The sequence below is a fragment of the Hymenobacter psoromatis genome (genome assembly GCF_020012125.1).
GTDB classification, from domain to species: Bacteria; Bacteroidota; Bacteroidia; order Cytophagales; family Hymenobacteraceae; genus Hymenobacter; species Hymenobacter psoromatis.
Map to the genome: position 1 here is coordinate 3163621 of NZ_JAIFAG010000001.1, position 26908 is coordinate 3190528.

The window sequence follows — 26908 nt, forward strand, 5'->3', positions numbered from 1 at the left end:
CGCGGACTTTCAGTCCGCGGGTCAGAATAACTGGTTGGGTCGCGGACTGAAAGTCCGCGCTACTTACTCGCGCGCCTTGGCGGCAAACGTGTAGCCTAGCCCCAGCGTGACGGTGCGGGGCGCGGCGGCCGTGTAGGTAGTGCCGTACTGGTTGGCCGTTACCAGCGTGGAGTACAGCGCGTTACCCAGGTTGATGACGTTGGCCCACACCTCCAGGCCGCGCATGGCTGGCTGGGGTAGGCGGTAGCCCAGGCGCAGGTTCAGCAGGTTGTAGCCGGCGTAGGTTTTAGTGTTGGCCGTGTTGGTGAAGTAGGAGCCAATGCGCTGATACTCTAGGCCAATGCGCGCGCCGGGCGCAAAGCGCGGCTTGTAGTACACCTCCGCGTTGGCAATCCAGTTGGGCGCGTTCACCATGCGATTGCCGGCGTAGTCGCGGTTTTTACCCTGCACTACTTCGCTGTATTCCAGATACGTATGCCGGGCGTTGGTGCCGCTGAGGCGGAAATTCACTTCCGAAACGGGCGCATAAGTCAGCGTGTATTCGATGCCCTGGTGGCGGGTCGCGCCCACGTTCTGGCTCTGAGTGGTGTTGTCGGGCTGCAAAAGGCTCACGATTTCGTTGCGGCCTTCCATCTGGTACACGCTCAAATCCACGTACACTTTACGCTCAAACAGCGCTACCCAGCCGCCGGCCTCGTAGTTCTTGAAGTTGGCTTCCTTCAGCTCGATTGTCTGGCGCGAGCTGTACAGGCTGCTGGTTTCGGGCGGCTGAAAACCGGTGCTGAAGTTGGTGTACACGCCCTGGGCCGGCCCCAGCGCGTAGGTCAGCCCCAGCTTGGGTGCCGCGATGTTGTACACATTATTTTGGGCGGCCTTCTTCGTGGTTTGCGCGCCGCTTAGGTTATTCACAAAATTGTACTGAACCCTGTCGTAGCGCAGGCCGCCCACAATGCGCAGCGCCTCGGTAGCCTGCACCTCATACTGGGCGTAGGCGGCCGCGTTGTAGAGGTCCGTTTTGTAGTCATCGATGTAGCGGCCGGTATCGGTATAACCGGTATAGAAGTTATTTACCACGTCTTTCTGAATGGTCAGGTAACGGGCGTAATAGGTGCTGGGGCTGTAATCAAAATACCCACCCACGATGAGCCGCGAATTCAGAAAGCCCAGGTCGGCGCGGTGCTGCACCAAAGCCCCGTAGCTATGAAACGACTGATTATTTACTTGGCCATTAGAGCTTTGATACACGCCATTGGCCCGCACGTCGGCGATGTAGTAACTCGGCAGCTGCCCGGTTGAGTTGTAGCGGGTGTAGGCCGTGAAAGCCGTTTGCTGCGCGGGGCTCCAATCGTGTTCCAGGCGCAGGCTGGCGCGCACGGCCGTCACCACGCGGTTGGTGAAGCGGTTGTTGCTGGCGTAGCTGCGGCTGTAAAAACGGGCGCTGTCGAGGGTGCCCGGCGTCTGGGTATTGAGGTAGTTATAGGTGCCCATGCCGACGAGCCGCGTTTTAGCACTAAACGAATAATCACCCCGCAGCGTCCACGACTCCTTATCGAAGTCGGTATAGTCCTGCCAGCCGTGGCGCTGCCGGGCCGCGTAGCCGCCCGCATACAGCCCAAGCCGACCTATTGTGCCGCTGGCGCTGGCATCGACGCGCCGGTAGCCGTAGTTGTCGCCCTGCACCGACACGCCGGCCGTGGGCAGGGGGGTAGGGCGCTGGGTCAGAAAGTTAATAGCCCCGCCAATGGCATTGGAGCCGTAGAGCGACGAGGCCGGCCCTTTCACCACTTCAATGCTGCGCACGCCGGCCTGGTTTATTTCATACAGCGCGTTGTGGTTGAAGATGCCAATGGGCCTAATCGGCAAGCCGTCTTCCAGATACAGATACACCGCGTTGGTGCTAATGGGCTGGCGAATAGCCATCATGTGCTGCTCATTGCCCAGGTTGACCATGTACACGCCGGCTACCTTGTTCAGCAGCTGGTAGGGCGCGGTGGCCTTGGTGTCGGCAATGAGTTGCGGCGACACCTGGCTGATGGCCACCGGCTCCTGGGTGCGCCGCTCCTGCTCGCGGCTGGCCGATACTACCACGCCTTGCAAACTCACCGGAGCCGCTTCGAGGCGCACCGTGAGCGGCTGGCCGCTGGCCGGCACCCGCACGTTCTGGGTGTTATACCCAATGAATGAGACGATTATCTCGTGCACTCCCAGCGCCGCGGGCAGGCTAAAACGGCCATTGGCGTCGGTGGTAGCACCCACGTGGGTGCTGGGCAGCACCACGGTCACGCCCGGCAGCGGCTGCTGCGACTGCGCATCGAGCACGGTGCCGCGCAGCGGGGCCTGCTGCGCGCAGGCCAGGTTCAGACTGGCAAGGGCCAGCCCGGTAGTCATAAAAATGAATTTCATACGGCTTAAATCAGGCTTTAGCTTAGTAGCCAAGCAGTTAATAAAAATAGCAGTGCACTTATTTCTTCACGTACTGCGTGGGGTGGCGGCGGAAATTCTCGCGGCAGCTGGCCGAGCAGAAGTGGTAAGTGATGCCCTGGTAAGCCAGCTGCGGGCCGTCCTTACTTGGCACGGTCATCTGGCACACGGGGTCGCGGGCCACATTGGCGGCCAGGGGGGCCGGCGGCCGGATGCCTGACTTGCCCAGTACCAGGCCCTGGCCCGGCTGCCACTTATCGTACTGCATGATGCGCGTGACCGCCACGGCCTCGTCGTGGCCCCGTAGCTCCTCCACCACGCGCAGCGCCCCGTCGATGCCGGCCGATACGCCGGCCGTGGTCAACAGCCGGCCATCTTCCACGAAGCGCTTGTCTTTCAAAACTTTAGCCTGCGGGTCGAAACGCTGGAGCGAATCCACGACGGACCAGTGGCTGGTGATGCTTTTGTGGTGCGTGAGGCCCGCCCGGCTCAGGATGAACGCGCCCGTGCACACCGACATGGTGAGCTGCGTGTGCTGGTCGGCCTGCTTAATCCAGGCCAGCACGGCCGGGGTGCGGTACACGGCGGTTACCACCTCCATCGGCCCGCCCGGCACCACCAGGATATCGGGCTGCGGGGCAGTGGCCAGGGTGTAGTCGGCCGTCAGGTGCACGATATTACCCCTGGTAGCCAGGCTTTTAGCGCCCGTCGAAACCAGGTACACCTGCACATCCCGCGCGTTGCTGAACACCTCCGCCGGCCCCGAAAAATCGAGTAGCTCCATGCCGGGGTACACCAGGATGGCAACTTTTACCGGCTTGGTCATCGCCATTTTCATGGCCTGGCTGCGGGCGGGGAAGGGCCTAGCCAGCACGCTCATTCCTACGGCCAGCAGCCCTAGCAAGCTGCGCAATACGTTATTTTTCATACTATTATTTGGTTGATAATCAGCCTTATTGGCAATCGTCTTGCGCATCTTCAAAAATTCAAAACGGCTGCCTAAAACCTGGCCGTGAGCGTGGTGCCCAGCAGGCGCGGCAGACTCTGCATATAGGTCGGCGACTGGGGGCTGAGCGAGCCGTAGGTGATGTACTTGCGCTCGAACACGTTGCGCACCCAAAAAGCCAGCTCCAGGTACCGCACGCTCACCCCGGCGCGGGTGTTGAAGAGGCCGTAGGCACCCTGCCCGTCCTGATTGTAGTAGTCGAAGTAGTAGGGCCCGAGGTAGCGCCACTCGCCCCGCACGAACAGGGCCGGCGGCTGCGGGCCCTGGCCTAGCTTATAGGTGTATTGCGCGGCCAGCATCGAAGTCACCACGGGCGTGTTAATCGGCTGGTTGCCGGCGTAGCTCTGGGTGCGATTCTCCGCGTAATTGTAGAGGGGTAGGGCGGCGTAGCGGGCGTGGTTGTAGGCCGCGTTCCAGCTCAGCTCCAACCCCTTAACGGGCACGGCGGCCGCTTCCAGCTCCGCGCCGAAGTTGTTCATCTTGCCCACGTTCAGGATAGCGGAGTTCAGGCCGTTGCTGCTTACGGCTATCTGCTGGTTGCGCTGCTGCAAGTAGAACAGGGCCAGGTTGAGGCGGGCACGCTGGTTGGGCAGCGTTGTTTTCAGGCCCAGCTCGTAGTTGTCGCTCGCTTCGGGCTGGTAGGGAATCTGGGCCCGCGTGGGGGCCGTCGTGTTCAGGCCCCCGGCCCGGAAGCCGCGGGCGTAGCTGGCGTAGGCTAGCACATTGGCGCTGGCCTGATAGCTGACAATGGCCTTCGGCGACCAGGCACGGTAGGTACCCGTGAAAGTGGTATCGGCCTGCGTGACGGTGACCGGCCCGCCGCCTTGCTCAAAAGCGCTGCCGTTGACCAGCTCGCGCCGCTCGTAGTCGTAGCGCAGCCCGCCGGTCAGGCTCAGCCGGTCGGTGAGCTGGTAGGTGAGCTGCCCGAAGCCGGCGATGCCCCGGTTCAGGCTGCTACCAGTGGTCAAAAAGCCCTGTTCACTGGAGGCGGGGGGCGCTTGGAGCGAATCGGGCCGGAGGTAAAAAATGCTGCGCACGCCGGGCAGCGTGGCCTGCCGGAAGCCGAACGCCCCCACCGTCCAGCTCAGGCGGTGCTCGCTGCTGGGGTCCGAGGTTACCCGCAGCTCCTGGGTCCAGTTGCGCTGGGGTGTGCTGCCCTCGCCGCTAATCAGGTTTTGGGCCGTGAAGTCGAAGTCGTAGCGGTCGGGGTAATCAATAGTAAACCGTTGAAAACCCGTCACCGAGGTCAGCGTAGCGCCCGGCAAGTGATAGCTGGCTTTGAGCGAGGCATTAAAGTTGCGCCGCCGTTCGGTATTGGGGTAGTTGCTGTATATCTGCCAGGGCTGCTGCTCGATTTGCTGCCGGGTGGGCACCCAGGGGTAGGCACCGCGGTCGTTGTTGTGCTCGTTATAGGCGCTCAACGCGAAGCTCAGCCGGTCGGTGGCCAGATAGCGCAGTGTGCCGTTGAAAAGCCACGAGGTTTGTTCGTCGAAGTCGCTGTTGGTCACCAGGTTCTTAAATATTCCCTGCCGGTGCCCGTACTGCCCGCCGAGGCTCAGAAACAGCTTGTCCTTCACCAGCGGGGCCTGCGCGGCCAGCGAATAGCGCCGCTGGCCGTAGTCGCCCACGCTCACCTCGGCGTAGCCGCCGGGCGTGTTGGTAGGCTGCCTGGTCACGATATTCACTACCCCACCCAGCGCGTTGCGGCCGTAGAGCGTGCCCTGCGGCCCGCGTAGCACCTCAATGCGCTCCACGTTAAGCAGTTGCGTGGGAGCCGAAAAATAGTCGAACTGATATACTCCGTCCACATAAGTGGCCACGGCTTGCTCGTTGGTGAAGCCCATCACACCCCTGATGTTGAGGAAGTTGCCGCCCGTGCTGTTGGCGTGCTCAATCACGAAGAGGTTGGGGGCCAGGGCCGTCAGGTCTTTGAAATCCCAGACCCGGTACTCGCGCAATTGCTTGGTGCCCAGCGCCGACACGGCCATCGGCGTCTGCTGCAAAGTCGTTTCGTCTTTCTGAGCCGTTACTACCACTTCATCCAGTCCCGCCGTGCTCGGCGTGAGTGTTAGGGTAAGCGGCGCGGTCTGGCCGGCCGTTACCTCCACGGTTTGAGTGTGCGTAGCGTAGCCCACGCTGCTGATTACCACCGTCTGGCGGCCGGCTGGTACGTTGGCAATGGAAAAATGACCGCCCTGGTCGGCCGTCGCGCCGAGTGCGGAGTTGAGCACGGCCACCGTGGCGAAGGGCACGGGCTGGTGGGCGGCGGTCGTGATGGTGCCGCGCAGAGCACCCACGCTGGTTTGGGCACCGGCAACAAAGCTGCTGAGCAGCAGCAAGACGCAGACAGCCACGAGCCGCCCGGTCAGGGAGAAAAAATTACCCACGAAAAAATAGTAGCTAGCAAGCCCGGCCCTGGGCCGGCCCTGATGAGACCTTACTGGTACACCGTTACCCAACCGGCCCGCGCGCTGGCGCGGCCGCAGGCCCGTGGCTTTCCCGGTTTTGGGCGCTGGCTAGCCGCGCGGAGGCTGGTCAATGGCTCCGCCCGACCCGTGGGGCACGGCCGCCGCAATGGTCGCCGGGTAGCACGTCGGCACGGCCCAGGCCACAGCCAGCCGCGGCTGCCAGCCGCCGAAGGCAGTCGGCAGCATATCGAGCCGCTCCTTGAGCGGGCCAGCCGACTTGCTCTGGCGCTCCTCCTGCTTTTTGAGCTGCTTGGCGAAATAGCACTTGCCATCGCAATGCAGCTGGGGCCGGCTTTTATTCACGCAAAACTGCTGCGTAATAGCCGCCCGGTTAAGCACGAAATCCGCCACCAACAGCTCGCGGCTGAAGGTTTGCAGCAGCACGAGGCCAGCGAGCAAGTAGGCAAAAATGGATTTCACGGGCAGCGAGGCGCGGGGGGTAGCTCCGGCAAAAGTACGGCCGCCGGGGCTGGCTCGGCTACTTTTTGAGCGCAAATATTCTTTTCTTCACGCTATTTTTAACCGACAATAGTAGCTTAGTACCTGACAAGCCGCTACCTTTAAAGACTGTCTAAAAAGCGTTTGGCTGGCTTTTTTTAAAACCCTGGTCCCGGACCGGAAACTTTCCGCTGCTACTGCTTGTGCTGGCCTTGTTCTTTTCAACTTCCTGCTTTTTTCGGTAAATACTACTTTTCCTACTCCGATGAAAACCCGTCAGCTTACCGCCCTTTGCAGCTTGCTACTCGCCGGCTCGGCGGCCGTTTTTGTCGGTTGCAAGAAAGAAACCGACTCGCCAGTAACTCCGCCCGTCACCACGCCGGGCGAGGTAGACTTGCAATTCAGCAACGTGGTGGGCACCAAGCCTCTGGCCCTCGATGGCACCGCATACGCCACCCCAGCCGGTGAGACGTTTACCGTCACTACCCTTGAATATTACGTCACCAATATCAAGCTCACGAAGAGCGATGGCACCGTGTACGCCGCGCCCAACTCATACTTTCTGGTGGACCAAAGCAAGCCCGCTACCCAGCGCCTGGCCCTGACCAACGTGCCGGCCGGCACCTACACCGGCGTGAGCTTCGTGCTGGGCGTGGACGCGGCCACCACCCAGGCCGACCCCTTACAGCTAACTGGCGCACTTAACCCAGCCAACAACATGTACTGGTCCTGGAACACCGGCCACATTTTTATGAAAATGGAGGGCCAAGTAACGTCAGTAACTCCGGCCTACCCCCTCACCTGCCACATCGGCGGCTACACCGCGCCCTACGATGCCATCGTCACGGTAACGCCGCCGCTGAACGGCAGCACCCTGACCGTGAACGGTGCTCACGCCCCTACCCTCTTCGTGCAGGCCGATATGCTGAAGCTGTTTGATGGTATTAACCACATCACGCTCAGCCAGTACTCTAACGCCATGCGGCCAGGTGCGGAGGCCCTGCAGGTAGCCCAAAACTACCAGGCCGGGATGTTTACCGTCACTAAAACCCAGGCTAACTAGCGGCGTGCGCGCTTGGCGGCCATCGGCGAAGGGGCCGGCGCTCCGGCTGGGGGTAGGGCTAGGCTTTGCAGCGCTGCTCGCGGCGGCTGGCTTCGGCGCGGCGCGGCGGCCGGCGGCCGCGCCGGGCGCGGTACTACCCGCCCACTTTCCGGCCCCAGTATACACGCTGGCCCAGAACTCACCCGATGAGGCCACGTTTAAGCTGGGCCGGACGCTGTTTTACGACCCGCGGCTGTCGAGCAACGGCACCGTCTCGTGCGGCTCGTGCCACCAGCAAAGCCGGGCCTTCACCGATGGGCGGGCCCTGGCCGTGGGGGTAGGCGGCCGCCTGAGCCCACGCAACGCCCCGGCCTTGCAAAACCTGCGCTGGCGGCGCGGCTTCATGGCCGACGGCGGCGCGCGCGGCCTGGAACTGCAAGCCCTGGCCCCACTTACCAGCCACGCCGAGATGAATTTATCCCTGCCCGCCGCGCTGGGCCGCCTCAACGCCAACCCCGAATATCGCCGCCGCTTCGCCGCCATCTACGGGCCGGGCACCATTGACACGCCCCAGTTTCTGCGGGCGCTGGCGCAGTTCACGGCCGCGCTTACTTCGGCCGACTCGCACTACGACAAGTACCTGCAACACGCACCAGGCGGCACCTTCAACCAGCCGGAAGTGAAGGGCTTAACTATTTTTCGGGCGAAGTGCGGCGGCTGCCACGTCGGCGAGCTATTTACCGACGAGAGCTTTCGCAACAACGGCCTTGACCGCGCGTTTCCCCGCGATTCGGGCCGGGCAAATATTACGCTGCTGGCCACTGACCGGGGCCGCTTTAAGGTGCCCAGCCTCCGCAATGTGGCCCGCACCGCGCCCTACATGCACGACGGCCGCTTCGCTACCTTGCCCCAGGTGCTGGCCCACTACGCCCACGGCGTGCGGCCCTCCCCTACCCTCGACCCGCAATTGCGCCGGGCTAATGGCCAGTTGGGCATTCCGCTTTCCCATGCGGAGCAAACGGCATTGCTGGCTTTTTTGAACACGCTGACTGACGAGCAGTTTCTGACCGATAAGCGCCTGGCCGCGCCCCGGCCGGAAACCAAGCTGGCCCCACCGCGCGTTGTGGCGGTTAGCGTTGAGTAGCGGCGCGGACCGCCTATTTTTACTGAACAATCTCCCTGCCATGCCCTTGTTTACCAATTCTTTCCGTGGCTCAGCTTTGGTACTGGCTGCTATCGCGCTGCTGAGCGCGGCCAGCTGCGGCAAGGATGGCGGCGGGGGCGTGGACCCTACCCCCCCGGCCCCTACTCCGGCTGCGCCCACGCCCTACGTGCTCGCGCTGCCGGCGGGCTTCCCTACCCCCGTCATCCCAGCCGATAACCCGCTCACCGTGGAGGGCATCGCGCTGGGCCGGCAGCTGTTTTACGAAAAAGCCTTGTCGAGCACCGGCACTATGAGCTGTAGCTCATGCCACCAGCAAAGCAAGGCCTTTACTGATGGCCTACCCCTGGCGGTGGGCGTAGATGGCGTGGCCAACCCGCGCGGCACCATGTCGCTGACCAACGTGCTCTGGAGCACCCAGCTTACCTGGGACGGGGCCTTCACGACCCTCGAAACTCAGGCTGTAAAACCCCTGGAAAATACTGTGGAGCTGCACCAACCGCTCACAGTGGGAGTAGCTAAATTGCAGGCGCTGAGCCAGTATCCGCCGCTGTTTCAAGCGGCTTTTGGTACCCGCACTATCACCAATGAGCTGACCCTTAAAGCGCTGGCGCAATTTGAGCGCACGCTGATTTCGGGCAACTCGCGCTATGATAAATTTATGGCGACTCGCCTGGGCTTTACTGCCGACGAGGTAGCGGGCCTCAAGCTTTACACCACGCACATCGCGCCCGGCTCGGTGCGTGGGGCCGAGTGCTTTCACTGCCACACGCAGCCGCTGATGTCATCGGGCTATGAGGGCAAGTTTTTCAATAATGGCCTCGACCTCACTTTTCCTGACCCCGGCCGGGGCGGCCTCACCAAGCTGGCCGTGGACCAAGGCAAATTCATCGCTCCTACCCTGCGCAACATTACCCTCACCGCGCCTTATATGCACGATGGCCGCTTCAAAACGCTGGAGGAAGTGCTCGACCACTACTCCGACCACGTGCAGATGAACAGCCCCAACCTCGACAATAACCTGGCCGCGCCCGCCGGCATCAACGACCCGCCTTTCGGCACCCACATGGACCTCACGGCCACCGAGAAAAAACAGGTTATCGCCTTTCTGAAAACGCTGACCGATTCAACGTTCATTGCCGATAAGCGCTTCTCAGACCCCCACTAACGACCGCAGATTCAGGCGGATTTAACGAATTACGCCGCTACGCCATTGAAGCGGCGTAATTCGTTAAATCCGCCTGAATCTGCGGTTTAGTCTACGTTGTCGTGCAAAAACCGGTTGTCGCCCAGCAGCTCGTTGTCGTCGCTTAGGTTGAAGCGCGAGATATTCTGGGCGCTGCTGGGCGTCACGGGCTCCAGCTTCTGGCCGCGGCGCAGGTAGGCGGGCGTGTCGAGGTGGGTAGTGGCTTCGGGCGAGAGACCCTGGCTCTGGCTAAGCTGCTGCAAACGACGACGGCGCTCCTCGGCCTGCGCTTCCAGCATGGCCGGGCGCGGGCGTGGGGCGGGGGTAGGCGCACCGGCTGCCGGCTGGCTGGGCAGCAGCACCGGGTCGCCGGGCGTGCCAATGGGCGCACCGGCCAGGCCAGTCTGCGCGTGGGGGGTAGCCGGGCCATTCAGCTCGTAGGTGACGCGGGCTGGCTCGGGCGTGGTAAAGCTCGGCACTACCGGCGCGGCCGGAGCCGGCTTGTCCGCTGCAGTAGCCGCCGGCTCGGCGGGGGTAGGCGCGGCGGTTAGCTCAGTCTCGGGCCGGTTGTTGGTCGAGATAGTGTGCGCCTCGCGGGCAAAGCCAGTGGCAATAACCGTCACCCGAATGCTCTGGCCCAGGGTGTCGTCGGTGCCGTGGCCAAAAATCATCTCGGCGTCCTCGCCGGCTTTGCCTTGAATATATTCCGTGATTTCGGATAGCTCATCCATTTCCAGCTCCGCCTGGTCGCCCGACATAATACTGAGCAAAATCTTCTGCGCGCCCTGAATATCGGTGTTATTGAGCAGTGGCGAGTTCAACGCCTCCTCGGCGGCGCGGCGGGCGCGGTTCTCACCCTCCGTCACGGAGCTACCCATCACGGCGGCTCCCGAGTCCTTCATCACCGTTTTCACGTCCTCGAAGTCCACGTTCACATCGGCCGTCACCGTGATAATCTCGGCAATGGACTTGGCAGCCGTGGTCAGCACCGTATCGGCCTTGGCAAACGCCTGGCCCATCGTGAGGTTGCCGTAGAGCTGGCGCAGCTTGTCGTTGAGAATTACCAGCACCGTATCGCAATGCTCGCTCAACTCCTTAATGCCTTGCTCGGCCTGGTCGCGCTTCTTCTTCCCCTCGAATAAAAACGGAGCCGTGACGATACCCACCGTCAGAATATTCAGCTCCTGCGCTACTTGTGCGATAACCGGAGCTGCGCCCGTGCCCGTGCCGCCGCCCATGCCAGCCGTGATAAACAGCATCTTGGTGCCGTTGCTGAGCAGCTCTCGAATTTGCTCCCGCGATTCCAGCGCCGCCTGCCGGCCGCGCTCGGGCTTGGCCCCGGCACCCAGGCCTTCGGTCAGGTCCACCCCAATCTGGAGCTTATTGGGCACCGTGGAGCTTTCCAGCGCTTGCCGGTCGGTGTTGCAGATAATAAACTCCACGTCCTTGATGCCCTGCTTGTGCATGTGCTTCACGGCGTTGGAGCCCCCGCCCCCTACCCCAATCACCTTAATGATGGAGCGGCTCTGGGTCGGAATGTCGAAGGTAAAATTCATAAAGAGGTCAATTATCAATGAGCAATGAATAATGAGCAAGTACGGCTGCTAATAGCAAGCATTACTCATTATTCATTGATAATTGTTCAGTACTATTAGTATTGTTTATCGTCAAAATCATCAATCAGAATACTCTTCAGCTTGCGGGTGATGTCACCCAAAAACTTGAGGCCCTTCTGCTCTTTCGGCGGCTTGGGCGGCTCGGAGGGGGTAGGGGCGGCGGCCTGCGCGGCGGCCGGCACGAAGCTGGGCACCACCGGCGCGGCGGCCGGAGCCGTAGGCTGGTAGCTGTAGGTCGATGCTTCTTCCTCCCCGTAGCCGGGGCGGGCCTGGCGCTCGTCGCCGGCCTGGTAGCCGGCTAGCACGAGGCCCACGCCGGTGGCGTGCATCGGCGACTTCACGGCCTCAATCTTACCCTTGCCCAAGTGCTGGTTGGGGTAGCCGATGCGCGTGTCGAGGCCGGTGAGGTACTCAGTCAGCTGCTCCAGGTTCTGGAGTTGCGAGCCGCCGCCGGTGAGCACAATGCCCGCCGACAGCTGCTCGTGCAGGCCCATGCGGTAGATTTCCGCATGCACCAGCTCGATAATCTCCGACATCCGGGCCTCGATGATGTAAGCCAAATTCTTGAGCGACACCTCCTTGGGCGGGCGGTTGGGCAGGCCCGGAATGCTCACGATTTCGTAGTCGCTGGCCTCCTCCGCGATGGCCTTGCCAAACTTCACCTTCAGCTGCTCGGCTTGGTTAGGCGTCACGTTGCAGCCCTGCTTAATGTCCTGGGTAATAATATTGCCCCCGAACGGCAGCACCGCCGCGTGCCGGATAATACCATCCTTAAACACGGCCAGGTCGGTGGTGCCGCCGCCAATATCAATCAGCGCCACGCCGGCTTCCTTTTCCTCGTCGCTCAGCACCGATACGCTCGAGGCCAGCGGCTCCAGAATAAGGTCGGCAATGGCCAGGCCCGCCTTGGTCACGCACTTATTAATGTTATTGATAGCCGCGCTCTGCGCCGTGATAATGTGGAAGTTGCCTTCCAGCCGCACACCGGCCATGCCAATGGGGTCGAGCACGCCGCCCTCAAAATCCACCTTATAATCCTGCGGCATCACGTGGATAATCTGCGAGCCGGGCGGCGTCACCAGGCGATACATGTCGGCTGTGAGGCGATTCACATCGTCCTGAGTTATCTCGTTATCGCCGCTGGGCCGCGTGATGGAGCCGTTGTGCTGCAAGCTCTTGATGTGCTGCCCCGCAATGCCCACGTTCACTACCCCAATGTCGATACCCGATTGCTCCTCGGCCTGCCGAATAGCGCGCTTAATGGCGTCTACCGTCTTGTCGATATTGAGCACGAGGCCGCGCTGCACGCCTTCGGAAACGGCCTTCCCCATGCCTAGAATTTCGAGCTTGCCGTACTCGTTTTTGCGGCCCACCAAGGCGCAGATTTTAGTGGTGCCGATGTCGAGGCCGACGACTATTTTATCCTGTTGCATGGGGAAGGGGCGAGCAGTGAAAGAACGGAAACTAATTTACTTAGCAAAGTAGCTAAAAAACAGACTTTTGATTAACAAGCGATTACTACTCGCAAATTATTTGATTTTGGTATTCCACGTTGACGCGGTGGTACGTATCCCAGCCTAGCACCGAAGGAATTTGACGGTAAAATACCATCAATTTGGCGAATTTTCCTGAAATATCCTCCGGCGCGCCAAACTCCACGCGCTGGTCGCCGACCTGCTGCGTGAAGCTGAGCTTACCGCCCGGCTCCACAAACACCTCCGCCACCTGCGCCCGCCAAAACGGGTGCTCGTCTACGTAACGCAAAAAATCGAGGTAGCCGCGGCTGGTGCTATCCTGGAAAAAAGTGGTGGGCAGCGCCCCGCCGCCGGCCCGGCTCACGGTGGCCACCCGCGCCGTATATAGTGGCGAGAGGGGCAGAAGCTTGCCGCTGGCATCTACGTAGGTGTCGAGGCGGTCGTCGGGGTGCACGAGCCGGGCAATGGGGCGATTTTGGCGCACGTCGGCATGCAGGTCGCCGGCCAGGTCACGGTATACCTGCGCGTCGCGCACAAAAGGGTGCGCCTTCAGCCGGCCTTCCAGCTCGCGCAGGCGCGGGCCCTCCGGCACGGTGCCGATTACCGGCTCCCTACCCCCCTTGGTGAGCAGTGCCGTTACACCCCGCTCACTGATAAAATAATTATTAAAGTCGTTGGCCACGTTCACCACGATATTCTGCACCGGGCGATGAGACTGCCGCACGGCCGCGAAGACGGCCATGCCACCCAACCCCAGTAGGCAAGCCAACGCGACGAGCAGGTTACGAACGGTTTTAGTCACGAAAAGGCAGTTTTAATTAATAACTTTTATTACTTTCTAATAACGTTTATCCTTGCAAGTGAAGCGCAGTAATTACAGCAGAACGTATCGTGCGGGTGCGATTGCCGCGCTCCAATCGCACTGACAAACGTTATTAACTCAGTATTTTTTTTAATTCCGGTACCAGCGTATCAATGTCACCCGCGCCCACGGTTGCCAGCACATCAAAAGTAGGATTTTTTTTCGCATTTTCCAACACTTGTGCTTTGGTTTGCAGCGATTTAAGTGGCGCGGTAATATCGGCCAGCAGCATCGCGGCCGTAATACCGGGGATGGGCTGCTCGCGAGCCGGATAAATATCCAATAATACTACCTCGTCGGCCAAGCTTAGGCTACGCGAAAAACCTTCGGCAAAATCGCGGGTGCGGGTAAATAAATGGGGCTGAAAAATGATGCGCAATTTTTTATTTGGGTAGAGCGCCCGCAGCGAGCGCAAAAACGCTTCAATTTCCCGCGGATGGTGGGCATAATCGTCTACGTATACCTTATCGGAGCCGGTCACGATAAATTCAAACCGGCGTTTCACGCCTTGGTAGGCCGCTACGGCGGCCGGCAACTGCGCGTTGCTTACGCCGAATAACTGCGCGGCGGCGGCGGCGGCCAGCATATTTTCCACGTTATGAAAGCCCGGCACGGCCAATTCCAAACCATTTACTACCCCCCGCGGCCCGTGCAGGTCAAACTGAAATTGATGGCCCTCAGCAGTAATATTCGCGGCAAATAAATCTGGCCCCTGCGCCGCCGTGAGGCCGTAGCGCAGCACCCGCGTGCCGGGCGGCACGGCGGTGGCCACGCGCGGGTCGGCGGTGTGGTTAAGCAGTAGCGTGCCACCGGGCTTCAGCTGGCTAACAAACTGACAGAAAGAATCTACTAGCGCGCTCTGCTCGCCGTAAATATCGAGGTGGTCGGCGTCGGTACTCGTCACGATGGCCAGGTCGGGGTGCAGCGTCAGAAAGCTGCGGTCATATTCATCGGCTTCCACCACCACGGGCGCGGCGGCCGATTTTGGCAGTAATAAATTCGACCCCAGGTTCACCGCGATACCGCCCAGAAAGGCGCCCGCGTCGAGACCCGCATACTTTAGCAAATGCGCTACCATGCTGCTGGTCGTGGTTTTGCCATGCGTGCCAGCCACTGCGATGGTTGGCCTACCCGCGGTGAGCACGCCCAGCACCTGGCTGCGCTTGCGAATATCGTAGCCCTGAGCGCGCAGCCACGCCCACTCGGCGCTAGCAGCCGGAATAGCGGGAGTCAGCACGACCAGTGTCTGAACTTTATTTTCCCGAATTTCCCGTGGAATATTTTCTACCGTGTCGGCGTAATGCACGGTAATTCCTTCGGCCTGTAAAGCCTGCGTCAGCGGCGTCTCGGTTTTATCATAGCCGCTAACGTGGTGGCCGTTAGCTCGGAACCAGCGCGCCAGCGCCGACATGCCGATGCCGCCGATACCGAGGAAGAAGACGTAAGGAAATTGTTGCATTTTTATTTTTTACCTCTGTAATCTAGCCCGTCATGCTGAACGCAGTGAAGCATCTCGCCCGCATTGTTGCAACGATGTTGATTACTTACGCGGTAGAGATGCTTCACTGCGTTCAGCATGACGTTCTTTCATTATTTTAATAAACTGAACAGCTCGTTTACAATATCTTTTGTGGCGTCGGGGCGGGCTAGCTCATGCACGCGCCCGCTTAGCTGCTGCTGACGTGCCGGGTCGGCGAGCAAGCGCAGGGTTTCGTCGTAGAGGCGCTCGGGGGCGTGGGCATCGGTGATGAGCGCGGCTGCACCCTTACTCACGAGGGCCAGGGCATTTTTAGTCTGGTGGTCCTCAGCCACGTTGGGCGAAGGCACCAGCACACTGGCCTTACCCGTGAGGCAAAGCTCTGATACTGAGAGCGCCCCAGCCCGGCTGATAACCACGTCGGCGGCGGCGTAGGCCAAGTCCATTCGTCGGATGAATTCCAGCGCCTGGAAGTGGTCGGCGGCGTATGGCGCGGCCTGCACCTGTGCTTCGGGGTAGTACAATTTGCCGGTTTGCCAGAGTACTTGCACGCCAGCCTCGCGTAGCCGGGGTAAGGCAGCGGCGGTAGCCAGGTTGAGAGTGCGTGCGCCGAGGCTGCCGCCCACCACGAGTAAGGTTTTTTTGGTGGGGTCGAGGTTGAAAAACTGCTGCGCTTCGGCGCGGCTGCCGTGCGCAATTTCAGCGCGTACGGGGTTACCGGTAAGCACAATTTTATCGGCCGGGAAAAAATTTGCCATGCCCTCGTAAGCCACGCAGATTTTATTAACCCGGCGGCCCAGTAATTTATTAACTAAGCCAGCATAGGAGTTCTGCTCTTGAATCAGGCTCGGAATATGGCGCGAGGTAGCGGCCAGCAGCACTGGCGCGGAGGCATAGCCCCCTACCCCCACCACGGCATCGGGCCGAAATTCCTGAATTAATTTTCCCGCCTTGCGCACCGACCGAAACACGCGCACCGGGAACAAAATATTTTGCGGCGTGAGGCGGCGCTGCAAACCGGTAATATCCAGCCCGACAATATCATAGCCAGCTTCGGGCACGCGCGTCATTTCCATGCGGCCGTTGGCCCCAACGAATAGAATATCCGCGTCGGGCTGCCGACGCCGGATTTCATTCGCAATGGCTACCGCCGGGAAAATATGCCCGCCCGTCCCGCCGCCGGAGATGATGAATTTCATGAGGTAATCACTTAGTGATTTTAGTCAAAATCGTTTGTCATTGCGCGCTTGCGAAGTAATCGCGTTTGCTCAGCTTGTTTGAATTTCTTCTACGTGCAATTATTGAGCAGGCTCACAATGACAAGTAATACCTACGCATACTGCGCGCGCTTGCTCGGGATGCGGAGCGTGTCGGCAGGTTCGCCGGTCATGGGGCGGGTTTCGCGCTCGCCACGACTCACGGCCAAGATAATACCCACGCTTAAGCCTGTGAAAATAAGCGAAGTACCACCCATGCTAAGCATGGGCAGGGGTAGGCCCGTGACGGGGCCCAGGCCCACGGCCACGCCCATATTTACCATCGCCTGCAAGACCAAACTAAAGCACAAGCCCGCCGACAGCAGCCCGCCGAACGCGCCCTGGCTATTCATCACCGTTTTCAGTCCCCGATAAAGAAAAGCGAGGTAGAGAAACAGCACCACCAGTCCGCCAAGCATGCCGTATTCTTCAATAATAATGGCGTAGATAAAGTCGGAATACGGGTGGGGCATAATATTGCGCTCGGTGCTTTTACCGGGGCCTTTGCCGGTGAGGCCGCCGGTGGCGATGGCAATAAACGAGTGCTCCAGCTGGAAAGCGGGCTTTTTATTCGGGTCGGAAAAATTCTCGACGCGCGACTGAACCGTTTTCCAGCGCTGGCCGGCCACCAGCCCTACCCCCCCCAGCGTAGCTCCAATGAGCACCATCACCAGCATCTGCTTCATAGGTACCCGGCCAATAAACATGAGGAGCAAGCAGGTCAGAAACAGCAACAGCGCGGTAGAAGCATTCGACAAAACAATCAGCCCGCAAATAACTCCTACCCAGAGCATTACGGGCAGCAGCGTATTTTTAAAATCGTGCAGGTGCTGCTGGCGGCGGCTCAACATACTGGCCAGGTGCGAGATGAGCGCCAGCTTGGCCAGGTCGGAGGGCTGAAAGGTTTGATTAATTACCGGAATGGTGAGCCAGCGCGAGGCCCCGTTGGTTTCGCCGCCCATCAGGTAAGTGAATAGCAGCAGCGGCACCGAGAGCAGCAACGCGTAGAGCGACAGCCGTGAGTAGTGGCGATAATCGATGCGATGCGCTAGCCACATTAGGCCCAAACCCATGAAAATCAGGCTAGTATGCTTGAGCACAATCATCTCGACTGAGCCCGTGCGGCCGTGCAACTCGTTGCGATACGCCAGCGTGCCGGTAGCCGAATACACCACGGCGATACTGATGAGCGAAAATAAAATGACAATGGCCCACAAAATGGGGTCGCCCTTGAGGTTGCGTTGCAGCCAAGTGTGGGGGGTAGGGGTTTCCATAAAGCGCAGAGTTGAGCAGATTAAACTGATTTCGCGGATTCGGTTGATGCTAACGTTTGCACGGCAGCCATAAATTGGTGGCCGCGGTCTTCGTAATTCTTAAACAGGTCGAAGCTGGCGCAGCAGGGCGAGAGCAACACCACATCGCCGGGGGCAGCCAGAGCGGCGGCGCGGCGCACGGCGTCGGCTATACTTTGCGTTTCTTCGAGATGAGGTACTACCCCCCCAAAGGCGGCGCGCAGCTTGGCATTGTCTACGCCCAGGCACACGAGGGCTTTTACTTTTTGCTGAGCCAGGGGCAACAGCGACGCGTAGTCGTTGCCCTTGTCGGTGCCACCGGCAATCCAGACAATGGGTCGCTTAACGCCGTCGAGGGCGTACCAGGCAGCCTCAACGTTGGTGGCTTTGCTGTCGTTTATATACTCCACCCCAGCTACTTGCGCTACCATTTGCAAGCGGTGGTCGGCATTGTGAAAAGTCGCCAGCGCATCTTCAATCTGCGGGCAACCGACGCCAGCCACGCGGGCGGCGAGCACGGCGGCGAGCACATTCTGGCGATTGTGCTCGCCAATGAGCGGCGAGCGCGCAGTACTAATTTGCTCGGTGGGGCTATAGTAGCCGGGCATCAGGTCCACGCACAGCAGCTTTTGGGCTTCGTAGTAGCCCGCCAGCTGAAAATCGGAGCGATGGTGCAGGCTGAACGGCATTTGGTGCACCGGGCGCAGTGCTGCCTTAAAATAGCGCTGAATATTCTCGTCGTCGGCGTTGTAAATAAACGTGTCGTCGCTATCCTGCCGTAGCATAAGACGCAGCTTGGCCTGCGCGTACTCAGCCAGCGAATAGTTGTAGCGGTCGAGGTGGTCAGGCGTAATGTTGAGCAGCACCGCAATCCAGGGCTTGAAATACTGCACATTATCGAGCTGAAAGCTACTGACTTCCAGGACGTAGTATTCAAATTTATCCTCGATAACCAGTTCGGCTAGCGAGTAGCCGATATTACCGGCCAAGCCCACGTTCAGGCCCGCTTCTTTTAGCAGGTGGTAGGTAAGGAGCGTAGTCGTGGTCTTACCGTTGGTACCGGTAATAGCAATAAAGCGCGCCTTGGTGTATCGGCTGGCAAACTCAATTTCGGAGACAATTGGGACTTTCTGTTTGCGTAGGGCCTTAATAACAGCCGCTTTTTCGGGGATGCCGGGGCTTTTGATTACTTGCTCGGCTTGCAGAATGCGGCCGAGCGAATGTTGATTTTCCTCAAATTCGATGCTGGCATCAGTTAGCTTTTGCTTGTAGTCGGGCTTGATTTCGCCGCGGTCGGACACGAATACGGCATATCCTTTGGCCTGCGCCAGCAGCGCGGCCCCTACTCCACTTTCGGCGGCTCCTAGGACAACAATATTTTTAGTATTGGTCATAATGGCTTAACGCAATTTCAAGGTAACCAACGTAATGACGGCCAGCATAATACCTACAATCCAAAATCGCGATACAATCTTGGATTCGTGGTAGCCCATTTTTTGGTAGTGGTGGTGCAGCGGCGACATGCGCAGCAGGCGGCGGCCCTCGCCATATTTGCGCCGGGTGTACTTAAACCAGCTCACCTGCACGATAACCGACAGATTTTCAATTAGAAATACGCCGCATAAAACTGGAATTAATAGTTCCTTACGCACAGCCAGCGCCAGTACCGCGATAATGCCGCCCAGCGCTAGCGAGCCCGTATCACCCATAAAGACCTGCGCGGGGTAGGAATTATACCACAAAAACCCGATGCACGCCCCTACGAAAGCCGTACAAAAAACCACCAATTCGCCCGAATCGGGAATAAACATAACATCCAGGTAATCAGCTAGCAAAGCATTACCACTCACGAACGCTAGAATGGCTAGCGTGACGCCAATGATAGCCGAGGTACCAGCTGCTAGCCCGTCGAGGCCGTCGGTAATATTGGCACCGTTGCTCACGGCCGTGATAATGAGAATGACCAGCGGAACGTAAAGCAACCCGTAAAACTGCTTGAATACGAACTGTGCGTTGGAAAACAAGTCGCTGTAATTCAGCTCATTGTTTTTCATAAACGGCACCGTGGTAATGGTTAGGTGCACGTCCTTCCAGACCTTGCTGGCGTCGATAGCCGAGTACTGGCCGTTGGGCAGCAGGTATTCGCGCACCGTCACCTCATTGCTGTAGTAGAGTACCCAGCCCACCGTGAGGCCTAAACCAATCTGCCCCAGCACCTTAAATCGCCCGCTCAAGCCCTCTTTATTCTTGCGAAAAACCTTGATGTAGTCGTCCAGAAACCCAATTAAACCCAGCCAGACCGTGCTGAGCAGCATCAGGATAATGTAGATATTGCGCAGCCGAGCAAAGAGTAGCACCGGCACCAAAATGGCCAGCAGAATGATGAGGCCGCCCATCGTGGGCGTGCCTTTTTTCTCGTTCTGCCCCTGCAAGCCGAGGTCGCGGATGGTTTCGCCCACTTGCTTTTTTTGCAGCACGCGGATGAGCCGGCCCCCAAAAAACTGAGCGATAAGCAGCGACACAATAACCGAAAGCGCCGCCCGAAAGGTCGTGTACTGAAACACGCCCGCGCCGGGCAGGTGGTAGTGTTCGTGCAGGTAGCGAAAGAGGTAGTAGAGCATCTTGTTGAATTATGAGCCGTTCGTCATTACTTCGCAGGCTCGCAATGACGAACGGCTCATAATTTTTTAATTTTTAATTTCAAGCAAAGCTGCGCGTAATTCTTCCCGGTCATCAAAATGCGTTTTCACGCCTTTGACTTCCTGGTAAGTCTCATGGCCTTTGCCGGCTACTAACACCAAGTCGGTGGGGCGTGCCAGGGCCACGGCGGCCCGAATGGCGGCGCGGCGGTCGGCAATAGTTTGGGTGTGGGCGTCGGTGGGGGGTAGGAGGCCAGCCTCCATCTGACGCAGAATGTCGAGCGGGTCCTCGTCGCGCGGGTTGTCGGAGGTCAGGATTACCTCGTCCGAAAGCTGGGCGGCGAGCCGGGCCATGATGGGGCGCTTGGTGGCGTCGCGGTTGCCGCCGCAGCCCACCACCGTGATGATGCGCTGCTCGGGCCGGCGCGTCTGGTGCAGGGTTTGGAGCACGTTTTCGAGCGCGTCGGGCGTGTGGGCATAGTCCACGAGGCCCGCGATGGACTGGCCCGGCACGGTCACCGGCTCAAAGCGGCCGGGCGCGGTAGTCAGGCCCGAGAGAATAGTCAGCGCCTCGGTCGGGTCCTCGCCCAGCAGCACGGCTGCGCCGTACACGGCCAGCAGGTTGTAGGCATTGAAGACGCCGATGAGCCGGAAATGCACCTCGCGGTCGTCTATTTCGAGCAGCAGGCCGTGCATCTCGTTGGCTATCAGCCGGGCGCGGAAGTCGGCGGCCGAGCGCAGCGAGTAGGTGGCGCGGCGGGCAGCCGTGTTTTGCAGCATCACCGGCCCGCGCTTGTCGTCGGCGTTGGTGAGGGCGAAGGCGGTGCGGGGCAGCGCGTCGAAAAAGCCTTTTTTGGCCTTCAGGTAGTTATCAAACGTGCCGTGATAGTCGAGATGGTCGTGGGTGAGGTTGGTGAAGAGGCCGCCCGCAAAGCGCAGCCCGCCTACCCGGTGCTGGGCCACGGCGTGGCTGCTCACCTCCATGCAGGCGTGGGTGCAGCCGGCAGCCACCATCTTGGCCAGCAGCTCGTTGAGGCGGATGGCATCGGGCGTGGTGTGGGTGCTGGCCATGACGGTTTCGTCAATCTGGTTCTGCACCGTGCTCAGCAAGCCGGCGTGGTAGCCCAGCTCGCGTAGCAGCTTGTGCAGCAGGGTAGCGCAGGTGGTTTTGCCGTTGGTGCCGGTGATGCCTACCAGCACGAGCTGGCGCGAGGGGTGACCGTAGAATGCGCTGGCAATGGGCCCGAGCGCGGCGGCCGAGTCGGCCACCTGCACGTAGGTGGTAGCGGGATTCAGCTCGGCAGGCAACTCTTCGCAAATTATGACCCCTACCCCCTGCTGCACGGCCTGCCCGATGAACTTATGTCCATCGGTGGCGGTGCCGCGCAGGGCGCAGAACAGCATTCCCGGCCCGGCCTGGCGCGAGTCGAGGGTGAGGCCGGCCACGGGCACGTCGGGGTTGCCGTGCTGGGTCAGCACGTTGGTTTCGGCGAGCAGCGCAAAGAGGGGGAGGACGCTCATGCGGCTTTCTTGATTTTGGCAGGTGAAGCGGCCATTTTCGTCTTGGCTTTCGTTCTGGCGTCGGTTCCCGCAGCGGGCGCGGAGGAAGGCGCAGAAGTTCGCTGAGTCGTGCGGATTTCGGGCTTGTTGGTGCTCGTTTTTTTAGGCTTGGCTTCGGGCTTGGAAGGGGGGGTAGGGGCCGTTGCTTTCTCTTTGGCGGCCGGCTTAGGAGCTAGTTTGGCTGCACTGGGCTTCGTCGTTGACTTAGCCGCTTTACCAGGGCGGCTAACTTCGGCCGGAATGAGCAGCGTATTCTCCTCAATCTCGGTGTGCAGGGGCGCGGGTAGGGCCAGCGGGGCGGCGGTGGGGGCGGCGGTGGGCGTTAGCACTAGGCTCACAACCAAGCCGCGGCGGGCCGGGTCGCCGGGCGCTACCGACTGCTCGCGCACGCGGCCAGTGCCGCTGGCCTCCACCTTGATGCCCCGGTTTTCGAGCAGAAATAGCGCGTCACGCAGGGTGAGGCCGCGTGCGTCGGGCATGCGACCGGGGTGAGCCACGCTGGCATCGGGGCGCAGGGCCACGGTGCGGGCCACAAAGGCCGTGTCAACCGCGCGGGTGGCCCGCACCCATTCTTCGCCGCCGGTGGCGTGGGTCTGGCCGGGTAGGCCGATGCGGTCGCACACCAGCGCGATTTCCTGCTGCAAGCCGGCCCGCACCAGCGGTACCGGCGAGCGCCGGGCGGGCACCCGCGCCAGCATGGGCCGCTGGCTGGCCTGGTCGCGGGCCATGCAGCGGTCGGCCAGGTCGCGGAATACCGGCGCGGCCACGTCGCCGCCGTAGATGCGGCCTTTGCTCGGCGAGTCAATCACCACAATGCAGCTATACTTAGGCTTATCAGCCGGAAAGAAGCCGCAGAAGCTGGTCGAATACGTCTTGGTATACTGGCCATTCTTGAACTTCCAGGCCGTGCCCGTCTTGCCCGCGATGCTATAATCCTTGGGCCGAATAGCCTTGGCGGTGCCTTGCAGTACTACCCCCTCCATCATGGCGTGCAGCTTGCGCAGCGTGGCATCGGAGCAGATTTTGGGGTTCAGCACCTGCGTGTCGAAGTGCTCTACCACTTGGTCGGCCTGCTTGATTTCCTTCACAATCATGGGTGCCACCTTCACGCCGCCGTTGGCCACAGCGTTGTAGAAGGCCAGCGTTTGCAGTGGGGCCAGCTTCAGCTCGTAGCCGATACTCATCGTGGAGAGCGAAGTGCGGCTCCAGCTACGGTCCTTGGGGTCTTTCACGTAGGGGAGGGCCTCGCCGCTCATCTGAAAGCCCAGCGGCTTGTCGAGGCCAAATTTCTTGAGGTAGTCGGTGTAGCGCGACGGGTTGCCGGCAAAGTGCTCCTGCACCAGCCGCGCCACCCCAATGTTGCTCGATTTTTCAAACACTTGCTGCACCGTAATGCGGCCGTTGGCATGCGAGTCCGTCTTCACGGCCCCGCCAATGAGCATGCGACCGGGGCCGGTGTCCACCATATCGTCGAGCTGCAAATTGGGGTCGGCTTCCAGCACGGCCATCATCGAGGCCAGCTTAAAGGTCGAGCCCGGCTCGGTGCGGCCCTGGTCGGCAAAGGCGTAGTTGTAGTCCTCCTTGTACGTGCCATCGGCGGCGCGGCCGAGGTTGGCCACGGCCTTGATTTCGCCGGTTTTCACCTCCATCAGAATCACGCAGCCATACTTGGCATCGTTAGCCACCAGCGATTTATAGAGCGCATCCTCGGCCCCGTCTTGCAGGTTGATATCGAGCGTCGTTTTCACGTCGTAGCCCGGCTGGGGCTTGATTTCGGTGCCGTCGTACACTGGCTTAAAGCCCCCCGGCACGCGCTCAAACAGCGCCTCGCCAGCCTTGCCCGCCAGCTTTTGCTGGAAGGTGAATTCCAGGCCCGCGCCGTTCTTGTCCTCGTTCACGAAGCCTACCGTGCGTTGGGCCAGCCCCCCGAAGGGCCGGAAGCGCTTGTCCACTTTCTCAAAAATGGCCCCGCCCCGGCGCTTGGCCCGGAAGATGGGCCAACTCGCCAGCTCCTTCTTTTCCTGGAAATTAATCTGCCGCGAGTTCAGCCGAATGTAGCGCACATCGTGGTCGTTGTGCGCTTCCAGCAGCTTGCGCCGGTACTCCTGCACGCTGCGGTCCTGAAAAAAGTGCGCCAGGTGCCAGGCCAGCGAATCGACATTAGCAGTAAATGCGGCATCATCGACCACGCCGGGGTCCCAGGCTACCCGGTAGAAGGGCAGCGAGGTCGCCATAATGCTCTCGTTATCCGAATAGATGTTGCCCCGCGTGGCCGGCACCGGCTGGTAGCTAATGCGGCGCTCCTGCTCCAGGGCGCGCCACTTGGCCCCCTCCTGGTACTGAATGCGCGAGATTTTCCAGGCCACCGCGCACGAGAATAGCGCTACCCCCAGAAACGCGAGCCGCACCCGCGTCACAATGGATTTCTTAACGCTGCTTTTCATGAGTAGATTTTTTAGCGGCGACCTGCCCAGATTTCCCTTGGGCTACTTTGTGCTTTTTTGTACTAATAACCTTGCCTGGCACCCCATCTCTGCTACCTAGGGCATTGCTATGCACGCCTTTGTCGTTCGTAGTAGGGGTAGGCGCGTCTTCGGGAGCCAGGCCGGGCGGCGGCGCGCCCAGCTCCAAAGCCTCGTCGTCGGTGGGTAGGCCCAGCTGCTGGCGGCGCGCCCGGCCCTGTATAGAGTCGGCGCGGGCCGAGGCTACCGAGTCGCGGGCGGCGCGGGCGGTCAGGGTATCGGCGGTGAGCACGGGCATGGTTTCCAGCTCGGCCTCATCGAGGCGGCCAGCCGGCACCGCAATGCGGAAGGGCGGCGACGAGCTTTCGACCAGCCCGATGGCGGCCACCTTGCGGGCCACCTCGCTCTGCTTGCTGGCCTCCATGTAATCCGATTTCAGGGTGGTATAATCGGCGCGCAAATCCTCGGTTTCCTGCTTGAGCCGCTGAATGTTGCGATTCATACGGTTGCCGTAGTGCGTGTTGCCGATGTAGAATAGCGTGAGCAGCATCACGAAGAGCAGCTTGGGCAGGAAGCGCACCGGCAGGCCTTCACGAAACAACCCATCGAGGCCCGTGAAGCGGTCGAGCAGCGAAAACAGGCTCCAGCCAGTAGCAGTGCGGCCCTCGGCCGGCTCCCAGGCGGGGGTCGTAAACGCGGGTGCCGGCGCGGCGGGCTTGCGGGCTTTGGGGGGGGTAGGCGGTATGGGTTCGGGGGCCGGCGGGGGGGTAGGCGCGGCCACGGGCGGCGCGGCAGCTACGGCCGGCGGGGTCTCGTTCACGGGCTCGGGCGCGCGGGGGGCACGCACGGTATTGGCGCGGGGCGGACCAGCCGCTACGGGACGTATCGTGTTACCGGCCATGAGCTTACGCGGGAATAGAGGTTCGGACGCCAATGCGCAGCTTGGCGCTGCGGGCGCGGCTGTTGTGGGTTATTTCGTCGGCCGAAGCCTCTACTGGCTTGCGCGTGAGCGCCTCGAAAGGCAGGCTTACGCGGCCGTACAAATCCTTTTCGGCCTGGCCGAAAAACTTGCCCTGACTCAGGAAATTTTTCACCAGCCGGTCTTCCAGCGAGTGATAGCTCATCACTACCAAGCGGCCGCCGGGGCGTAGCACCTGGGCAGTTTGAGTCAGCATCTCTTGCAAAGCCGTCAGCTCATCATTCACCTCAATCCGCAGCGCCTGAAACACTTGCGCCAGGTATTTATTCTCCTTACCGCGCGCTACCACCGGCTGGATGGCGTGCTTCAGTTCCTGAATAGTGCGCAGCGGGCGCTGGCGGCGGGCCTGCACCACGGTCGCGGCCAGGGTGCGGGCGTTGGTGACCTCGCCGTACATGCCAAAAATGCGGTGCAGCGCGGCCTCGTCGTAGTCGTTGAGCACGTCGGCGGCGGTAGCCACGGTGCCATCCTGCGGGTCCATGCGCATATCCAGCGGCCCGTCGAAGCGGGTGCTGAAGCCCCGCGCGGCCGTGTCGAACTGGTGCGACGACACCCCCAAATCGGCCAGCAGGCCATCCACGGGCAGGGCCTCGCGCCGGGCCAGCTCGGCCGTGAGGTGCCGAAAATTGGCCCGGATAAACGTAAACTGCGGGCTGGCCAGCTCGGCAGCCTCGCGCTCGGCGGCCTCATCCTGGTCGAAACTATACAAATGACCCTCAGCAAATTGCTCCAGGATGCGCGCCGAGTGGCCGCCGCCGCCAAACGTAACGTCCACGTACCGGCCACCGGGAACTAGGTCGAGGCCAGCCAGGCATTCGGCCAGCATCACCGGGCGATGGTAGGCGGTATCGTTGGGGCGGGTGCTCATGCGGCCAGGCCGGGTAGCGCCGGCGTTTCGGGGGTGTCCGACAAGAACTTTTGGGCCAGTTTGGAGAACGCCTGCTGGTCTTTTATCAGATATTCGTCGTAGCGGGTGGGGTCCCACACTTCGCAGCGGTTGCCGAGGCCCACAATCACGGCGTCCTTTTCGAGGCCGGCGTAGCGGCGCATGGAGCCCGGCAGGCCAAAGCGCCCGATGCTGTCCAGTTCCACCTCCGTCATGCCCCGGAAAAAATTGCGCTGAAACTGCCGGTATTCCTCGTTGAATTCGTCCAGGGCCATCACTTTAGCGTGAATTAACTCCCAGGCCGAGCGCGGGTAGAGCACCAGGCAGGGCTCGAAGCCGCGCACCAGCACCAGCTGGTTGGCGTAGGCATCGGGCAGCGCCGCTTTCACCTTGGCAGGTAGCACCAGCCGACCTTTGGGGTCGAGCTTGCAGTCGTATTCGCCGGAGAGAAGCTGGTGCATGGATAGGGCAGGTAGGGCAGGGCAGCACCGCTACTAGGCTAGCAAAAGTACGAGTTGTTTTAAAAAACTCACCACTTTCTACCACTTTCTACCACGCAGCTAAAAGGCCATTTTCTGGCTATAGTGGGCATTTTTAATCTTTATGCAACAATGTTACTCACTTAAAATCCAGGCTAGGATGCCATTTTGGTCCCGGTTAGCGGCGAGGAATTCAATGTCT

General features: G+C 60.5%; 20 protein-coding genes. 3 read left to right on the forward strand and 17 right to left on the reverse strand.

The annotated features are described in order from the left end of the window. Positions 1–63: 63 nt before the first annotated feature. From LC531_RS13800 to LC531_RS13815, 4 genes are all read right to left on the reverse strand, one after another. On the reverse strand, positions 64–2403 hold the full coding sequence (locus tag LC531_RS13800; RefSeq protein WP_223651140.1) for a TonB-dependent receptor: 2340 nt from the start codon (positions 2401–2403) through the stop codon (positions 64–66). 58 nt (positions 2404–2461) lie between these two features. Then, on the reverse strand, positions 2462–3349 hold the full coding sequence (locus LC531_RS13805) for a DJ-1/PfpI family protein (RefSeq protein ID WP_223651141.1): 888 nt from the start codon (positions 3347–3349) through the stop codon (positions 2462–2464). A 71-nt stretch (positions 3350–3420) separates the two neighbouring features. Beyond that, the gene (locus tag LC531_RS13810) at positions 3421–5814 is read right to left on the reverse strand and encodes a TonB-dependent receptor (protein ID WP_223651142.1); all 2394 of its coding nucleotides are present in this window, start codon (positions 5812–5814) and stop codon (positions 3421–3423) included. A 129-nt stretch (positions 5815–5943) separates the two neighbouring features. Then, positions 5944–6315 carry a hypothetical protein gene (locus tag LC531_RS13815; RefSeq protein WP_223651143.1) on the reverse strand — a complete coding sequence of 124 codons (372 nt, stop codon included), beginning with the start codon at positions 6313–6315 and terminating at the stop codon, positions 5944–5946. Between the two features lie 283 nt (positions 6316–6598). Here LC531_RS13815 and LC531_RS13820 point away from each other — a divergent pair, with 283 nt between their 5' ends. From LC531_RS13820 to LC531_RS13830, 3 genes are read left to right on the forward strand one after another with little or no spacing between them, the layout of a single operon-like run. Then, complete coding sequence (locus LC531_RS13820) at positions 6599–7396, forward strand: MbnP family protein (protein WP_223651145.1); 798 nt, start codon at positions 6599–6601, stop codon at positions 7394–7396. Between the two features lie 4 nt (positions 7397–7400). Beyond that, positions 7401–8519: a cytochrome-c peroxidase gene (locus LC531_RS13825; protein ID WP_223651148.1), complete on the forward strand. Its 1119-nt coding sequence runs from the start codon at positions 7401–7403 to the stop codon at positions 8517–8519. 40 nt (positions 8520–8559) lie between these two features. Beyond that, the gene (locus LC531_RS13830; RefSeq protein WP_223651150.1) at positions 8560–9705 is read left to right on the forward strand and encodes a cytochrome-c peroxidase; all 1146 of its coding nucleotides are present in this window, start codon (positions 8560–8562) and stop codon (positions 9703–9705) included. Between the two features lie 86 nt (positions 9706–9791). On the opposite strand, the gene ftsZ is transcribed toward LC531_RS13830, so the two are convergent. From ftsZ to mraZ, 13 genes are all read right to left on the reverse strand, one after another. Beyond that, on the reverse strand, positions 9792–11279 hold the full coding sequence (gene ftsZ, locus LC531_RS13835; protein WP_223651152.1) for a cell division protein FtsZ: 1488 nt from the start codon (positions 11277–11279) through the stop codon (positions 9792–9794). A 95-nt stretch (positions 11280–11374) separates the two neighbouring features. Further along, entirely contained in the window at positions 11375–12772 is a 1398-nt protein-coding gene (gene ftsA / locus LC531_RS13840; RefSeq protein WP_223651154.1) for a cell division protein FtsA, read from the reverse strand. 85 nt (positions 12773–12857) lie between these two features. Further along, complete coding sequence (locus tag LC531_RS13845; RefSeq protein WP_223651156.1) at positions 12858–13616, reverse strand: cell division protein FtsQ/DivIB; 759 nt, start codon at positions 13614–13616, stop codon at positions 12858–12860. A 133-nt stretch (positions 13617–13749) separates the two neighbouring features. Continuing rightward, positions 13750–15135 (reverse strand): UDP-N-acetylmuramate--L-alanine ligase, encoded by a 1386-nt coding sequence (gene murC / locus LC531_RS13850; RefSeq protein WP_262903288.1) that lies wholly within the window; start codon positions 15133–15135, stop codon positions 13750–13752. 131 nt (positions 15136–15266) lie between these two features. Further along, complete coding sequence (gene murG / locus LC531_RS13855) at positions 15267–16352, reverse strand: undecaprenyldiphospho-muramoylpentapeptide beta-N-acetylglucosaminyltransferase (RefSeq protein ID WP_223651157.1); 1086 nt, start codon at positions 16350–16352, stop codon at positions 15267–15269. A gap of 131 nt (positions 16353–16483) precedes the next feature. Beyond that, a complete protein-coding gene (locus LC531_RS13860; RefSeq protein ID WP_223651158.1) occupies positions 16484–17683 on the reverse strand; it encodes an FtsW/RodA/SpoVE family cell cycle protein in 1200 nt (399 codons plus the stop codon). 20 nt (positions 17684–17703) lie between these two features. Beyond that, entirely contained in the window at positions 17704–19095 is a 1392-nt protein-coding gene (gene murD / locus LC531_RS13865) for a UDP-N-acetylmuramoyl-L-alanine--D-glutamate ligase (protein WP_223651159.1), read from the reverse strand. Positions 19096–19101: 6 nt separating this feature from the next. Continuing rightward, positions 19102–20322, reverse strand: a complete 1221-nt coding sequence (mraY, locus tag LC531_RS13870; RefSeq protein WP_223651160.1) for a phospho-N-acetylmuramoyl-pentapeptide-transferase — start codon at positions 20320–20322, stop codon at positions 19102–19104. 66 nt (positions 20323–20388) lie between these two features. Next, complete coding sequence (locus LC531_RS13875) at positions 20389–21861, reverse strand: UDP-N-acetylmuramoyl-L-alanyl-D-glutamate--2,6-diaminopimelate ligase (protein WP_223651161.1); 1473 nt, start codon at positions 21859–21861, stop codon at positions 20389–20391. Next, entirely contained in the window at positions 21858–24344 is a 2487-nt protein-coding gene (locus tag LC531_RS13880) for a penicillin-binding protein (RefSeq protein WP_223651163.1), read from the reverse strand. Before LC531_RS13880 ends, LC531_RS13875 begins: the two co-directional genes overlap by 4 nt. Next, positions 24328–25263: an FtsL-like putative cell division protein gene (locus LC531_RS13885; RefSeq protein WP_223651165.1), complete on the reverse strand. Its 936-nt coding sequence runs from the start codon at positions 25261–25263 to the stop codon at positions 24328–24330. The genes LC531_RS13880 and LC531_RS13885 overlap by 17 nt, the downstream gene beginning before the upstream one ends. 4 nt (positions 25264–25267) lie before the next feature. After that, entirely contained in the window at positions 25268–26209 is a 942-nt protein-coding gene (gene rsmH / locus LC531_RS13890) for a 16S rRNA (cytosine(1402)-N(4))-methyltransferase RsmH (RefSeq protein ID WP_223651167.1), read from the reverse strand. Further along, the gene (gene mraZ, locus LC531_RS13895) at positions 26206–26688 is read right to left on the reverse strand and encodes a division/cell wall cluster transcriptional repressor MraZ (RefSeq protein ID WP_223651169.1); all 483 of its coding nucleotides are present in this window, start codon (positions 26686–26688) and stop codon (positions 26206–26208) included. Before mraZ ends, rsmH begins: the two co-directional genes overlap by 4 nt. Positions 26689–26908 lie beyond the last annotated feature (220 nt).

What these genes read in the sequence shown, in the direction of transcription:
- murG (WP_223651157.1), bottom strand. Translation starts at nt 16,352, where the DNA reads ATGAAATTCATCATCTCCGGCGGCGGGACGGGCGGGCATATTTTCCCG.
- mraZ (WP_223651169.1), bottom strand. Translation starts at nt 26,688, where the DNA reads ATGCACCAGCTTCTCTCCGGCGAATACGACTGCAAGCTCGACCCCAAA.
- ftsZ (WP_223651152.1), bottom strand. Translation starts at nt 11,279, where the DNA reads ATGAATTTTACCTTCGACATTCCGACCCAGAGCCGCTCCATCATTAAG.
- LC531_RS13820 (WP_223651145.1), top strand. Translation starts at nt 6,599, where the DNA reads ATGAAAACCCGTCAGCTTACCGCCCTTTGCAGCTTGCTACTCGCCGGC.
- murD (WP_223651159.1), bottom strand. Translation starts at nt 19,095, where the DNA reads ATGACCAATACTAAAAATATTGTTGTCCTAGGAGCCGCCGAAAGTGGA.
- rsmH (WP_223651167.1), bottom strand. Translation starts at nt 26,209, where the DNA reads ATGAGCACCCGCCCCAACGATACCGCCTACCATCGCCCGGTGATGCTG.
- murC (WP_262903288.1), bottom strand. Translation starts at nt 15,135, where the DNA reads ATGCAACAATTTCCTTACGTCTTCTTCCTCGGTATCGGCGGCATCGGC.
- LC531_RS13800 (WP_223651140.1), bottom strand. Translation starts at nt 2,403, where the DNA reads ATGAAATTCATTTTTATGACTACCGGGCTGGCCCTTGCCAGTCTGAAC.
- LC531_RS13830 (WP_223651150.1), top strand. Translation starts at nt 8,560, where the DNA reads ATGCCCTTGTTTACCAATTCTTTCCGTGGCTCAGCTTTGGTACTGGCT.
- LC531_RS13805 (WP_223651141.1), bottom strand. Translation starts at nt 3,349, where the DNA reads ATGAAAAATAACGTATTGCGCAGCTTGCTAGGGCTGCTGGCCGTAGGA.
- LC531_RS13880 (WP_223651163.1), bottom strand. Translation starts at nt 24,344, where the DNA reads ATGAAAAGCAGCGTTAAGAAATCCATTGTGACGCGGGTGCGGCTCGCG.
- LC531_RS13860 (WP_223651158.1), bottom strand. Translation starts at nt 17,683, where the DNA reads ATGGAAACCCCTACCCCCCACACTTGGCTGCAACGCAACCTCAAGGGC.
- ftsA (WP_223651154.1), bottom strand. Translation starts at nt 12,772, where the DNA reads ATGCAACAGGATAAAATAGTCGTCGGCCTCGACATCGGCACCACTAAA.
- LC531_RS13885 (WP_223651165.1), bottom strand. Translation starts at nt 25,263, where the DNA reads ATGGCCGGTAACACGATACGTCCCGTAGCGGCTGGTCCGCCCCGCGCC.
- mraY (WP_223651160.1), bottom strand. Translation starts at nt 20,322, where the DNA reads ATGCTCTACTACCTCTTTCGCTACCTGCACGAACACTACCACCTGCCC.
- LC531_RS13875 (WP_223651161.1), bottom strand. Translation starts at nt 21,861, where the DNA reads ATGAGCGTCCTCCCCCTCTTTGCGCTGCTCGCCGAAACCAACGTGCTG.